Source organism: Marinobacter sp. V34 (assembly GCF_055524115.1).
The window spans coordinates 49,908-63,202 of record NZ_JBUPZY010000001.1; the positions used below are offsets into that span (position 1 = coordinate 49,908).

At 58.9% G+C, this 13,295-nt stretch carries 11 protein-coding genes; 7 read left to right on the forward strand and 4 right to left on the reverse strand.

Annotation, left to right across the window (positions count from 1 at the left end; all coding sequences use genetic code 11):
* Positions 1-8 precede the first annotated feature (8 nt).
* Positions 9-830: a helix-turn-helix domain-containing protein gene (locus AC0B60_RS00260; protein WP_465083126.1), complete on the forward strand. Its 822-nt coding sequence runs from the start codon at positions 9-11 to the stop codon at positions 828-830.
* Here the strand turns inward: AC0B60_RS00260 and ylqF are convergent.
* Positions 803-1,690: a ribosome biogenesis GTPase YlqF gene (ylqF, locus tag AC0B60_RS00265; RefSeq protein ID WP_465083127.1), complete on the reverse strand. Its 888-nt coding sequence runs from the start codon at positions 1,688-1,690 to the stop codon at positions 803-805. The genes AC0B60_RS00260 and ylqF overlap by 28 nt on opposite strands.
* A 220-nt stretch (positions 1,691-1,910) precedes the next feature.
* On the opposite strand from ylqF, the gene AC0B60_RS00270 reads away from it, so the two are divergent.
* Entirely contained in the window at positions 1,911-2,351 is a 441-nt protein-coding gene (locus AC0B60_RS00270; protein ID WP_465083128.1) for a Spy/CpxP family protein refolding chaperone, read from the forward strand.
* A gap of 110 nt (positions 2,352-2,461) precedes the next feature.
* Here AC0B60_RS00270 and AC0B60_RS00275 read toward each other — a convergent pair whose 3' ends face one another.
* The 3 genes from AC0B60_RS00275 to AC0B60_RS00285 form a co-directional block, all read right to left on the reverse strand.
* Positions 2,462-4,948 (reverse strand): efflux RND transporter permease subunit, encoded by a 2,487-nt coding sequence (locus AC0B60_RS00275; RefSeq protein WP_465083129.1) that lies wholly within the window; start codon positions 4,946-4,948, stop codon positions 2,462-2,464.
* 104 nt (positions 4,949-5,052) lie between these two features.
* Positions 5,053-6,099 (reverse strand): lipoyl synthase, encoded by a 1,047-nt coding sequence (gene lipA, locus AC0B60_RS00280; RefSeq protein WP_465083131.1) that lies wholly within the window; start codon positions 6,097-6,099, stop codon positions 5,053-5,055.
* A 140-nt stretch (positions 6,100-6,239) separates the two neighbouring features.
* On the reverse strand, positions 6,240-7,517 hold the full coding sequence (locus AC0B60_RS00285; protein ID WP_465083132.1) for an O-acetylhomoserine aminocarboxypropyltransferase/cysteine synthase family protein: 1,278 nt from the start codon (positions 7,515-7,517) through the stop codon (positions 6,240-6,242).
* A 145-nt stretch (positions 7,518-7,662) separates the two neighbouring features.
* On the opposite strand from AC0B60_RS00285, the gene AC0B60_RS00290 reads away from it, so the two are divergent.
* The 5 genes from AC0B60_RS00290 to AC0B60_RS00310 are packed head-to-tail and all read left to right on the forward strand — an operon-like array spanning position 7,663 to position 13,246.
* The gene (locus tag AC0B60_RS00290) at positions 7,663-9,405 is read left to right on the forward strand and encodes a peptide ABC transporter substrate-binding protein (RefSeq protein WP_465083134.1); all 1,743 of its coding nucleotides are present in this window, start codon (positions 7,663-7,665) and stop codon (positions 9,403-9,405) included.
* An 8-nt stretch (positions 9,406-9,413) separates the two neighbouring features.
* Positions 9,414-10,334, forward strand: a complete 921-nt coding sequence (gene oppB / locus AC0B60_RS00295; protein ID WP_465083136.1) for an oligopeptide ABC transporter permease OppB — start codon at positions 9,414-9,416, stop codon at positions 10,332-10,334.
* The gene (gene oppC / locus AC0B60_RS00300; protein WP_465083138.1) at positions 10,334-11,266 is read left to right on the forward strand and encodes an oligopeptide ABC transporter permease OppC; all 933 of its coding nucleotides are present in this window, start codon (positions 10,334-10,336) and stop codon (positions 11,264-11,266) included. The genes oppB and oppC overlap by 1 nt, the downstream gene beginning before the upstream one ends.
* 19 nt (positions 11,267-11,285) lie before the next feature.
* Entirely contained in the window at positions 11,286-12,254 is a 969-nt protein-coding gene (locus AC0B60_RS00305) for an oligopeptide/dipeptide ABC transporter ATP-binding protein (RefSeq protein ID WP_465083139.1), read from the forward strand.
* The gene (locus AC0B60_RS00310; RefSeq protein WP_465083140.1) at positions 12,251-13,246 is read left to right on the forward strand and encodes an oligopeptide/dipeptide ABC transporter ATP-binding protein; all 996 of its coding nucleotides are present in this window, start codon (positions 12,251-12,253) and stop codon (positions 13,244-13,246) included. The genes AC0B60_RS00305 and AC0B60_RS00310 overlap by 4 nt, the downstream gene beginning before the upstream one ends.
* Positions 13,247-13,295: the final 49 nt, after the last annotated feature.

Genomic DNA, 13,295 nt, shown 5'->3' on the forward strand with positions numbered 1-13,295 from the left:
ATGCAGAGTTGAGTGACACCATGCAGGCACCGCCCTTCAAAACGCCAACGAGCGGTCAGGGCCACAAGGGCACCTTGTTCTTGTGGCAGGATCACTGGCAGGTACTCGGACAGTTGATGCCCAACCGCTCCCACCGCCACATAAGCGCTTCCTTGCTGGTCGGGCTCGACAGTCCCTTCCGGCTGGCTGTGGACGGTGAATGGCGGGAAACCCGCGCCGCCATCGTAGCCCCTGATGTTCCCCAGGCACTGGAGCCTGGGGAGGCCAGAATCTGGAGCGTCCAGCTCGACCCCGACAGCGTTTACTGGCGGTCCCTGAGATCCGTTACGGCAGGCATGGCCTCCACGGATCTTTCGTTGACCGGTGTGGGTCTGCCTGATCCCGGGGAGACTGACTGCGAGGCCATGGCCGGCGCGCTGGCAAGAGTGATCTCTCAGAGCGGGCACGCGCCCGTTGCGCTGGACGACCGTATAGCGGCCATTTGCAGGAAGCTGCGGGCAGAGCTGCCGGAACGCCTGGAATTGAACTCTCTGGCTCAAAGTGTCGGGCTGTCCTCGTCACGGCTGACTCATCTGTTTCGTCAGGAAACGGGTGTGCCGTTACGCCGCTTTCTCTTGCACCTGAAGATTAACCGGGCATTGGCGTTCTGGGAACCGGGTATATCCGTCTCCCGGTTGGCGACTGAGGCCGGGTTCTATGACCAGCCTCATCTGGTTCGCACGGCACGTGATATGTTCGACGCAATGCCGTCCGCCTATGTGGCGGCCGGCTGGTTCAACGTATGCCGTTGTGGTCTTGATGATCAGACTTTATCCGCTTTATCGCGTTGACGGTCAGCTTCTTCCCGGGCTTCGTGCTCCACCATGGCGGGTGTCTCCAGCGAAATCCGCCCGAGCTTCCCGGAGCGGAATTCGTTGAGCAGTATTTCCGATACCTTGTGCAGGTCCGGAACGCCGCCTCTCCCCAGGAATCGCCGTTTTTCCGCAATCCCGTCCATCAGGGCCAGGCCGTCCCGAGGCCGCTCGTCGAAACCATAGCGTGCCATGGCCAGTTCGGGATAGGCCTCCAGCAGGTAATCCGCTTCGAACAACGCCACGTCTTCAAATTCGATAACCGCGCTGCGAATTGCGCCGCTGATAGCCAGCCGGTAACCACAGGCCTCGGGAGTCAGCTTGGGCCAGAGAAACCCCGGGGTGTCGTAGAGTAAGACATTGTCGGGCAACTTGATGGCCTGCTGTGCGCGGGTTACGGCAGGTTCGTTGCCAGTCTTGGCCGCCGGCCGGCCCGCCATGGTGTTGATCAGCGTCGACTTGCCAACATTGGGAATGCCCAGAATCATCACCCGCAATGCGCGCTTCTGGCGATCATGCTCCGGCGTCATCTCGGCGGCCAGTCGCAGTATATCGAGTGCTTCCGCACGCTGGTTGTGGGTCATGGTGATGGCCCGCACGCCACGCTCCTTTTCCAGCCAGCCAAGCCATTGCTCGGTAATGGCCGGGTCAGCCAGGTCCCGCTTGTTTAGCACTTTGATGACGGGCGTATCGCCCCGCAGGGCAGGGACCAGCGGGTTTTCGCTGCTGAACGGCAGGCGCGCATCCACGACCTCGATAATGAGATCCATCTGGGGCATTACCTGTTTGATTTCCTTGCGGGCCTTGTGCATGTGCCCTGGAAACCAGTTAATGGCCATGGTTGATACTCCTGAAATGGCTGAACGGCGCCATTATGGACGGGAATGACTAAATTTTCACATTTCTCTCAACCCGCCCATGGTGGGAGCTGAGGCATGTGAAGGTGTGAAGTATGTACAAAAAGAAGGGGGTTCGGGGTGAAATGCCCGGTTGTTTTGATTTAGGGTGTAGGGCTCGAAAACCCAAAGCGACTTAAATAATCGATTAGTGGAGATTTCTATGAAGCTCGTGAAACTGTTCGGAATTGCCCTGATTGCTATCGGGTTGTCTTCTCCGGCGATGGCGCAGCAATCTGGCGGGCAGCCGGACCAGGTTGATCAGCTGGCTCAGATGGTTGGCCTGAGTGAAGACCAGCAGGAAGAAATTCGCGGCATCATTGAAGAGATGCAGGCTGATATTCAGGAGCTTCAGGGCGAAGCCCAGCAACTGCAGCAAAAGATCCAGGCTCAGATCAAGCCGGATTACGACGAAGACGCGATTCGTGACAACGCCGAGAAGCTGGGTGATGTGACTGGCGAGATGACAGCAATGTCTACTCTGATGCAGGCCAAGGTGGACGCTGTGTTCACTCAGGAGCAGCGTGACGAGTTGAACAAGCGCATGCAGCAAATGCAGCAGCAGATGCAACAGCAGCGTCAGATGCAGCAGGGTATGCAGTAATCATCTGTTTTCCGGGTTAACGCCCGGAGCCCGAAAAAAACCGCCTTTGCCTCTGGCTTGGGCGGTTTTTTTGTGCCTGTATTCTGCCGGTTCGAGTGTAGGTGGTGGTGTTATCTCTGAGCTCCAAATGGCTTGAACAATACGATAAGCCGAGGCAACAACGTAAGCGCCCCCACCAGAGCCATAAACATGGCAAAGCCCGTAAACAACCCGAAGTAGATCGTCGGAATAAAATTCGATAGAACCAGGATCGAAAAGCCGGTAATAATCGTCAGCGAGGTAAAGAACATCGCCTGTCCGATGCTGCGGTGGCAGCGGTGCATGGTGGCGAGGTAGTCGCCGTCTTTCTCGAATTCTGTCTTGAAGCGGTGTATGTAGTGAATGGTGTCGTCCACCGCGATGCCCACCGTAATCGCCGCCACTGTAATCGTCATCATATCCAGCGGAATGCCCAGCCAGCCCATCAGGCCCAACACCGAACCCGCTGCGATCAGGTTGGGAGCCATGCCGATAAGCGCCAGCTTTATTGACCGGAACAGGATCAGGAACATCGCCATGATGGCCAGGAACACAATGCCGATGGTCTTGATCTGGGAATCGAAAAGGCTTTGCAGCATGTTGTTGTACATCACCGTCATACCCGTGAGCTTCACCTGATCGTCCTCAAAGCCCATTTCTTCCGTCAGATGAGTGCGAATGCGGTCCAGCAATGCCTGCCGACGCAGGTCCGGCGAGGTTTCCAGGATGCGGATGCTGAAGCGGGCCTGGTCGTGTTCCTCACTGATGTAAGGGGTCAGCAGGATATCCTTCAAGTCGTCAGGCACCGCCGAAGGTACGAACGCCAGCTTCAGGGCATCCAGCGGCTCGCCGCCATTGACCAGGGCAAGAATGTCCAGCGTGGTGTCGATGGACATGACCTTTCCGATTTCGGGCAAGCTGTCCAGGTAGCCGTGAACCTTACCCAGGCGGTCCATCTTCTGATAGGTGAACCAAGTATCGCGGTATTCCTCGGCACCCTCACAGTCCTCCACAAACGGGTCGCAGTCGCTGGCAAACGGGTCGCCTCCGGCAGCGCTTTCCGGGGGCTTTTCGTCGGTGATCACCACATCCAGTGGGGTAGTGCCGCCCAGGCGGTTATCGATGGTGATCATGCCCTGGTGAATTTCGGTACTGGATTTGAAGTAGTCAATGAAGCTGTTTTCTACCGTCAGGCGGTTCAGGCCGATGACGCAGAGCACCGCGAGGATGGCGGAGCCGACTAGTACGGTTTTGCCAAAGTGCTCGGTAAACCGCGCGAACCAATCAGTAAAGGGAACCCGGTCCGAGCGCACCCGGTCGTCCAGCGGCGGGGGCAGCAGCGCGAGCAGGGCAGGGAAGATGATAAAGGTGATGAGGAAGGCTACGGTCAGGCCGATGGTCATCATCCAGCCAAAATCGATCACCGGGCGTATGCCACTGAAGGTGAGCGAGCCGAAGGCTACAATGGTGGTGATGGCCATATAAAAACAGGGTTTGATCATGGCCAGCAGGGTGCGCCGCAGGGTGTCCCGTGATTCGGCTTCTGGATCGTCGTGCTGGAATTCCCGATAGCGAACGATCAGGTGGATGGTCAGTGACAGGGTCATGATCAGCAGTAGCGACACGAAATTGGATGAGATCACCGTGACTGGCCATTGCGCCCAGCTCAGGTAACCGATTACCAGCCATACCGTAAAGCTGCAGCACAGCAGTGGCACCAGCACCCAGCGCCATTGGCGGAAAATGATCGCGAGTGTCAGCAACAGGAAAATCAGCACGCCGACACCGAAGGTGGACAGGTCGTTCTGGATGAAACGGATCATGTCGGCAACGATCATGGGAACGCCGCCCAGGTAAATCTCGGCGCGGTCACGGTAGCTGTCGAGGATGCCCCTGACCTGTTTGATGGTGCGGTCCCTTTCCTCGCCCTGGGCCTCGGTAAATTCGATGAATGCCTGGCTGACGGTTTCCAGTTTTTGCTGTTCTTCTGCCGAGGCTTGGCCGCCCTGCACTTTGTCCCGCAGCTCGTTGCGCTCCCGGAGCAGTTCGAAATAGCGCTCGGGAGTGGGCAGATTTACCTGTATCGCGGTTGTGCGCGCGTCTTCGCTAATCAGCAGGTTCGGGTAGAGCGGATTGTTAAGTAGCGCTTTCCGGGCGGTGTCCGGCGCGACGTCATCCTCGTCAATGGTCTTGATCTCGGAGTCAACGGTGTCCAGGGTCAGCTCCGGGCTGTGGAGCAGGGGGACGTTGAGGATGCTGTTGGTGGAGCTGACATTTTCCAGAGCTGCCAGCTCATCCCGCAGGGACCCCAGTAACGTCAGCCCCTCGTCGCTGAACAATTCCTGGCCGGGCGTGTAGGTGACAACGAGAAAATCGTCGGAGGTGGTGAAGCGGCGGTTCACTTCCCGGTATTGCTCCAGGGAGCGATCATCCTCAAGAACCAGGGACTCGGCGGAGGCATCCAGCCGGAACTGGTCCAACCGCAGGCTGGCGATCAACAGCAGGGCGCCAAACAGCAGAAGAACCAGAATAGGACGGGGGAAAATCAGCCGGTCATAGAAAGATCGAAGCCAGGACATCGCAAGAATTACCCTACACAGTGAAAGCGAGTGCAGAGTGTGCCACAAACTGCCACTCGACGGTGACCCTGTTTGAGGCCTATTCCAGGGAATCGATCAGGGGGTCAGTCTACCGCTTTGACGGGGATTTGCTGCGCGTTGGAGGACGCAGGCACTTCTGGCACCGCAAGGCCCAGGTTGTTCTTCTCAAAGACTCGATCGGCACGGTAGCTGGAGCGCACCATGGGGCCCGACGGCACTTCCATAAAGCCTTTTTCCAGGCCGATCTCACGGTAGCGGTTGAAGTCTTCCGGGGTTACGTACTGTTCCACCGGCAGGTGGTTTTGGGTGGGGCGCAGGTACTGGCCCAAGGTCAGGATGTCGACGCCGATGGCCCGCAGGTCATCCATGGTTTCCAGGATTTCTTCCTCGGTTTCACCCAGGCCCAGCATCAGGCTGGTCTTGGTGAGCACGTCCGGACGGTATTGCTTGGCGTGTGCCAGTACGCTGAGGGTTTTCTCGTAGCCGGCGCGGGGGTCCCGCACGCGGGTGGTCAGGCGCTTCACGGTTTCCACGTTCTGTGCGAAAACGTCCAGGCCGGAGTCGACCACCTTCTCGACGTGCGCCATGACGGCGTCAAAGTCCGGTGTCAGCGCTTCCACCGCGACATGAGGGGTGCGCTGCTTGATCGCGGACACGCAGGCCGCGTAGTGGGCGGCACCGCCATCGTCCAGATCGTCCCGGTCCACGGAGGTAAGTACGATATAGCGCAAACCCATGAGTTCAACGGACTTCGCCGTGTTCTCCGGTTCTTCATGGTCGAGCCAGCCTTTGGGGTTGCCGGTATCGACGGCGCAGAAGCGGCAGGCACGGGTGCAAACGGAGCCCATCACCATAATGGTCGCGGTACCATTGGCCCAGCACTCACCGATGTTCGGGCAGTGGGATTCCTGGCATACCGTACTCAGGCGATGTTCGCTGACGTTTTTGCGTACCGCTTCATACCGCTCGCCGCCGGGCATACGCGCGCGCAACCATGACGGCTTGCGCTGGGTTTTGGTGTCGATGATGCCCGAGCCAGAGCGCTTGATGCCGTCCTTGATCGCTGAGAATCCATGTTCATTGCGGAACTTGGAACCACTGGTGACGCGTGATTTGTCGCTGTCGCTCATTACTCGGGGACTCTCTTCTCGGCGGCGGATAAAAGGCTTGGCTGACCCTAAAGGGTAATCTGCGCCAGCGGCGGATACAAGGCAGGTACGGATAATCACGGGGATTCCGGGCACGACTTTCGTCGTACCCGGTAACCACATCAGGCGGTTGCTTTGTCCAGCGCCTGGCTGATATCCGCAATGATGTCATCCACGTGTTCGATGCCAATGGACAGGCGCACCAGGTCCTCACTGACGCCCGCACTTGCCAGTTCCTCCGGGTTGAGTTGTCGGTGCGTTGTTGTGGCGGGGTGGCAGGCCAGGGATTTGGCGTCGCCGATGTTGACCAGGCGGTAGATCAGTTGCAGGGCATCGATAAATTTCGCGCCATTCTCGAGGCCTCCGGTGATACCGAAACTGAGGATGCCCGAGGCGCGGCCACCGCAGATCTTGTCGCAGGTGGCTTTATAGGGGCTGTCGGCCAGGGTGGCATAGTTTACCCATTCCACCGACGGATGATCCTGCAGGAACTTGGCCACTTTTTCGGCGTTTTCGCAGTGTCTTTCCATGCGCAGGCCGAGTGTTTCAAGGCCCTGCATGATCAAAAAGGCATTGAACGGAGCCAGAGCGGCGCCGGTATTGCGCAGGGGAACCACACGGCAGCGCCCGATGAAAGCCGCGGCGCCAAGGGCTTCGGTATAGACCACGCCGTGATAGGACGGGTCTGGCTCGTTGAGCATGGGGAACTTCGCCTTGTTGGCGGCCCAGTCGAACTTCCCGGAGTCGACCACTACGCCGGCTACGGTGGTGCCGTGGCCGCCGATGTATTTGGTCAGAGAATGCACCACGATATCTGCACCGTGGTCAAAGGGCCGGCACAGGAAGGGCGTTGCCACAGTATTATCGACGATCAGCGGGATGCCGTGTTTGTGGGCGATGTCGGCCCAGCGCTGGATATCCACCACGTTACCGGCCGGGTTGCCAATCGATTCGCAAAACAGGGCGCGGGTATTGTCGTCAATGGCCTTCTCGACCGCGTCGAAGTCATCGTGTCGCACCATGCGGCAGTTGATGCCCTGGTTCGGTAGCGAGTGGGCGAACAGATTGTAGGTGCCGCCATAGAGCTGGCCGGTACTGACAATGTTGTTGCCCACCTTACAGATGGTCTGGAGCGAGTAAAGGATGGCCGCCATGCCAGAGGCCACCGCAAGGGCACCCACACCACCTTCAAGCTGCGCCATACGTTCCTCCAATACGGCGTTGGTGGGGTTCATGATGCGCGTGTAGATATTGCCCTGTACTTTCAGATCAAACAGGTCGGCGCCGTGTTGGGTGTCGTCGAACGTGTAAGAGGTCGTCTGATAGATGGGTGTGGTCGCGGCGTTGGTGGTCGGGTCGCCGTTGAAGCCAGCGTGAAGGGCGAGAGTTTCCGGTTTCATGGTTGAGCATCCCTTTTATCAAGCGTTGTTATTGAGGTCGAACATCCCGACTGAGTATGCCACAGGCATGGGAACGTGAGCATTGTTTCATGTTGCCCCTCATCGGCTTGTGACTTCCGTGTTTCCGCGCTAGGTTCGAACAGATATGACAGCCACAAACCTGCAAATAACAACAGGCATCACCCGCCGGACAACAACGCCCACCCTTGGCTCGAAGACGAGGGCTGCTTTGGCCGTTCTGCTCTCCCTGTCTCTCATCGCTTGCAGTGATGATTATCCCAAAAATGACGGTGGGCCGGCCCCGGCCGGCGCTGGTATAGACGCTCCGAAAAGCAGTCTGCTGGAACATCCGGAAACCGGTGAGCGACTGGCCGAAAGGCAGGTGCTTGTTCGCGGCAATGCCAGCGAGCCCGCTTCCCTGGACCCCCAGCTGGTCCAGGATAGCGTGGGTGGCGCCATCGTGGTTGACCTGTTCGAGGGGTTGACCCGCAGCGGTCCCGGAGGCGATACCGAACCGGCGATGGCAACGTCCTGGACTTCGTCCGACCACAACCTGACCTGGACGTTCCAGCTCCGGAAAGATGGCCGCTGGAGCGACGGCACTCCAGTGACTGCAAAGGATTTCGTGTACGGATGGCGCCGGGCGGTAGACCCTGAGGTTGGTTCCAATTACGCGTACTACATTGAGTCCGCCGGGGTCGCCAATGCCGGCGAAATCATTACTGGGGAGAAAGCACCGGATTCACTGGGTGTGCGCGCCGTCGATGAATTCACCTTCGAGGTGACCCTGGACGAGCCGATCACCTACCTGCCGGACATGACCGTCCATTACACCATGTTCCCCGCTCCGAGGCAGGCCATCGAGGCCCACGGTGAGGACTGGACCAGGCCTGGAAAGATGGTCTCCAATGGTGCCTATACATTGCAGGCCTGGCATCTCGGCGAGAAGCTGGTGGCGGCCCGCAATCCGCATTACTGGGCAGATGACAGTACCATTATCGACCGGGTGGTTTACCTGCCCATCGAGTCTTCCTCCGCCGAGTTGCAACGCTATGCCAGTGGCGAGTTGCACATGACGTCCACGGTGCCGGTGTCCCAGATGGTACGGTTGAAAAAGGAGCGGCCAAAGGAATTGATGATGGTGCCCAGCATGGCCACGTACATGTATGTCTTCAACGTAAACCGGCCGCCCTTTGACGACGTGAGAGTACGTCGGGCGCTGACCTACGCCATTGATCGCAATATCATCGTCAGCTACATCACCCGAGGCAACCAGATGCCGGCATTCACGCTGACACCGCCTTACGTCAGCGGTTTCGACTTCCGGCAGCCTGAGTATGCCACCTGGCCCCAGACTCGTCGCGACGAAGAGGCGCGCGAAGCCCTCGAGGAAGCCGGCTACAATGAAGACAACCCTCTGGAATTCGAGTTGCTCTACAACACCGACGAGAGTCACAAGGCGCTGGCCATCGTGGTCAGCCAGATGTGGAAGGAGAAGCTGGGTGCGAAGGTCACCATCAGCAACCTGGAATGGAAAACCTTCCTCTCCGAGAAGCAGGCTGGCAACTATGGTATCGCCCGGTTTGGCTGGAAAGGGGATTACAACGAAGCCTCCACCTTCCTGACCCTGCTAACCAGCGACAGCGGTAACAACGACGGTGACTGGAACAGTCAAAAATACGACCAGTTATTGCTGGATGCTCGTTCCAGCGACGATCCCAATCCCTATTACGTCAGGGCTGAGGAGATCCTGTGGCAGGAGTTTCCGGTGGTGCCGGTGTTCTTCAACACCACGGTGGCGCTGGTAAGTCCATCCCTGAAGGGTTATCCGGAGAAGAACCCCCGAAACATTGTTTACAGCAAGGATATGTACATCACTGCGGACTGAGGGAAGCCATGTTCAGTTTTATTATCAGGCGTCTGGCTGTAGCGGTACCGACCGTACTGGCGTTGATCACCGTCTCGTTCGTGCTGATGCATGCAGCGCCTGGCGGCCCGTTCACCAATGAGCGCAATGTGCCGGAAGCGGTGATGGAAAACATTGAGGCCAAGTACAACTTGGATAAACCCCTGTGGCAGCAGTACCTCATCTACGTGGGCAATGTGGCCCAGGGCGACCTGGGGCCCTCGTTCCGTTATAAGGACTTCACGGTCAATGAGCTGATCGAATCCAGCTTTCCCCGGTCCGCCTACATCGGTGCCTGGTCCTTCCTGTTCGTAGTGGTGTTCGGGGTAGGGCTGGGTGTGGTTGCGGCCCTGAAACAGAACCGTTGGCCGGACTACACGGTGATGACCGCCGCCATGACTGGGGTGGTGTTCCCCAATTTCGTGATGGCGCCGTTGCTGGTACTGCTGTTCGCCGTCACCCTTCGCTGGTTGCCCGCCGGTGGCTGGGAAGGCGGGCAGGTGGAATACATTGTATTGCCCATCATTGCCATGGCCACCTCCTACATTGCCCAGGTGGCCCGCATCACCCGTAGCAGCATGATTGAGACTCTGCGCAGCCCGTTTATTCGCACTGCTCGGGCCAAGGGCATCCCCCGGCACAAAATTGTACTGCGCCATGCACTCAAGCCCGCATTGATTCCGGTGGTGTCATACCTGGGGCCCGCCTTCGTGGGCATCATCACCGGCTCGGTGATCATCGACCAGGTGTTCTCCACCGGCGGCATTGGCCAGCACTTTGTAAACGGCGCTATCAACCGGGACTACTCGCTGATTCTGGGGGTCACCATCCTGGTGGGCGTATTGACCATCGCCTTTAACGCCGCAGTGGATATCCTCTACACCTGGCTGGACCCAAGGGTGCGTTACTGATGTTTTTCTCCGACAAGCACGCGGGCATGGGCGAACTGGCGGACACTCTCGCGGACGATGCCTATACCGAAGGTCGCAGCCTTTGGCGGGACGCTCGCCGGCGCTTTATGAATCACCGGGCCGCGGTGGCGAGCCTGGTGGTGCTGGTTCTGTTGCTGTTGTTCGCCGCCTTCGGCCAGTTCCTGTCGCCCTGGGACAACGAGTCTATTGACTGGGCCAGCCTGCCGAACCTCGATGAAGACGGCGTACCAAGCCTGGCCAGCCAGCACTATTTCGGTCTCGACCCCATCGGCCGTGACCTCTACCAACGCACCGTGCAGGGCAGCCGTATATCACTGATGGTCGGTGTTCTTGGGGCCCTGACGGCGGTGGTCATAGGCACTCTCTACGGTGCCATTTCAGGCTATGTAGGTGGGCGTACCGATGCCATCATGATGCGCACCCTGGAAGTGCTCAGCGCATTCCCTTTCATGTTCCTGGTCATCGTTCTGATGGCGGTGTTCGGGCGCAATGTGCTGCTGATTTTCGTGGCCATCGGCGCGGTAAGTTGGCTGAACATGGCCCGGATCGTGCGCGGCCAGACCTTGAGCCTGAAGCGCAAGGAATACATTGAAGCGGCCATGTCGGTCGGGGTGCACCCCTTCCTGATCGTGCTTCGCCACATCGTGCCCAACGTGTTGGGGGTGGTGATTGTCTATGCCACGCTGTTGGTGCCGGAGATGATCCTGTTTGAATCCTTTATCTCTTTCCTGGGGCTGGGGGTGTCGGAACCCTACACCTCCTGGGGCGCGCTGATTTCCGAAGGGGCAGATGCCATGTGGACCGCCCCCTGGACACTGATTTTTCCCATGCTGATGCTGGTGCTCACCCTGTTCTGTTTCAATTTTCTTGGCGACGGGTTGCGGGACGCGCTCGACCCTAAAGACCGCTGAGCCGTCAGGAACCTGATCTATGGCAATGTTGGAAGTCAATAATCTCAAAGTGGCCTTCGATACACCGGATGGCACCTTGCAGGCAGTGAGGGGGCTCAGCTACCAAGTGGAGGCTGGGCAGACCCTGGGCATCGTGGGGGAGTCAGGCGCCGGCAAAAGCCAGGGGGTATTTGCCCTCATGGGCTTGCTGCCGGATAACGCCCGGGTCAGTGGCGAGGTGCTGTTCGAAGGGGAGCCCCTGCTCAACCTGCCCGAAAAGCGCATGAACCAGATTCGTGCCGCCCGCATCGGCATGATCTTCCAGGACCCGATGACCTCCCTGAACCCCTTCATGAAAGTCAGCGACCAACTCACCGAGGTGTTGATCCAACACAAGGGCATCAGCCGAAAACAGGCCCTGCAAGAGTCCCTGCAGATGCTGGATGCGGTGCGTATCCCCGAAGCCCGCAATCGCATACATCGCTACCCCCATGAATTCTCCGGTGGCATGCGCCAGCGGGTGATGATTGCCATGTCTCTGCTGTGCCGGCCGCAACTGTTGATCGCGGACGAACCCACCACGGCCCTGGATGTGACCGTGCAGGCCCAGGTGATGGGTCTGCTGCGGGAGCTGCAACAGGAGTTCAACACCGCCATCATCCTGATTACCCACGACCTGGGCGTGGTGGCGGGTAGCTGTGACCAGACCCTGGTGATGTACGGCGGCCAAATGATGGAGTTTGCCGCCACTCGGGATCTGTTCCGGGATCCTGCCCATCCCTACACCAAAGGCCTGATGGGTGCCATTCCGCGTATTGATGAGCAAATGGATGAACTGGTTACCATTCCCGGCAATCCGCCCAACCTGATGAACCTGCCGCCGGGCTGTCCGTTCTGTGACCGTTGCCCCGTGGCCGAGCCGCGCTGCTACCATGAGCTGGATCCGCCGGAGCGATTCGGGGCAGGGCGCATCCGAGTATGCAACCTGCCACGGGAGGCGATTCGATGAGCGAACAGCAGCCCATATTGGCGGTTGAAAACCTGCAGGTCACCTTCGACATCATGCCCCGCAACGCCTGGCCCTGGACCCGTCCGCAGCCACTGAAGGCGGTGAACAACGTCAGCTTTACCCTCAATGAGGGCGAAACTCTCGGTATCGTGGGGGAATCGGGCTGCGGCAAATCCACCCTGGCAAGGGCCATCATGGGCATGTTGCCCAGCCAGGCGGGACAGGTGGTGTGGCTGGGCGAGGATCTGCGGGGTCTCAACCTGAAACAACTGCGCAAACGCCGCCAGCGCCTGCAAATGGTTTTTCAGGACCCACTTGCCTCCCTCTCGCCCCGCATGACCGTCGGTGACATCATTGCTGAACCCCTGCGTACCCACTACCCGGACATCAAAGGCACCGAGTTGCGGGAGAAAGTGGATGCCATCATGGATCGCGTTGGCCTGCACTCGCATCAGAAGAACCGCTACCCCCACGAATTCTCAGGAGGGCAGTGCCAGCGGGTGGGCATCGCCCGGGCGCTGATCCTGGAGCCAAAACTGATCATCTGCGACGAGCCCGTCTCCGCCCTGGATGTGTCAGTGCAGGCCCAGGTGATCAATCTGCTCAAAAGCTTGCAGCGGGACATGGGCCTGTCACTGATCTTCATCGCCCACGATCTGAGTGTGGTCAAGCACATCAGCGACCGGGTGATGGTGCTGTATCTGGGCAATGTGGCCGAAAATGCCACCCGTGCTGAACTGTTCGCTAACCCCCGGCACCCCTACACCCAGGCCCTGATGGCCGCGGTACCGATCCCTGACCCGGAGAGGGAGCGGGCAAAGCCTCCGGCCGAACTGGAAGGCGACCTGCCGTCCCCGATGAATCCCCCCAGCGGCTGCGTGTTCCGTACGCGATGCCCGCTGGCGACGGACTATTGCAGTAAAGAGATACCAGTTCTGGAGGACAAGACCGGGGCAGGGCACTGGGTGGCCTGTCATTACGTGGAGCGTTAGGAAGAATTGAACTACGCTTGTGGTGTGAATGGACCTCCGTGTTGACGAG

Bases quoted from the DNA above. Each gene is read 5' to 3' on its own strand.
- AC0B60_RS00275 (WP_465083129.1), bottom strand. From the start codon at position 4,948: ATGTCCTGGCTTCGATCTTTCTATGACCGGCTGATTTTCCCCCGTCCT.
- AC0B60_RS00310 (WP_465083140.1), top strand. From the start codon at position 12,251: ATGAGCGAACAGCAGCCCATATTGGCGGTTGAAAACCTGCAGGTCACC.
- AC0B60_RS00290 (WP_465083134.1), top strand. From the start codon at position 7,663: ATGACAGCCACAAACCTGCAAATAACAACAGGCATCACCCGCCGGACA.
- ylqF (WP_465083127.1), bottom strand. From the start codon at position 1,690: ATGGCCATTAACTGGTTTCCAGGGCACATGCACAAGGCCCGCAAGGAA.
- oppB (WP_465083136.1), top strand. From the start codon at position 9,414: ATGTTCAGTTTTATTATCAGGCGTCTGGCTGTAGCGGTACCGACCGTA.
- AC0B60_RS00305 (WP_465083139.1), top strand. From the start codon at position 11,286: ATGGCAATGTTGGAAGTCAATAATCTCAAAGTGGCCTTCGATACACCG.
- AC0B60_RS00285 (WP_465083132.1), bottom strand. From the start codon at position 7,517: ATGAAACCGGAAACTCTCGCCCTTCACGCTGGCTTCAACGGCGACCCG.
- lipA (WP_465083131.1), bottom strand. From the start codon at position 6,099: ATGAGCGACAGCGACAAATCACGCGTCACCAGTGGTTCCAAGTTCCGC.
- oppC (WP_465083138.1), top strand. From the start codon at position 10,334: ATGTTTTTCTCCGACAAGCACGCGGGCATGGGCGAACTGGCGGACACT.
- AC0B60_RS00270 (WP_465083128.1), top strand. From the start codon at position 1,911: ATGAAGCTCGTGAAACTGTTCGGAATTGCCCTGATTGCTATCGGGTTG.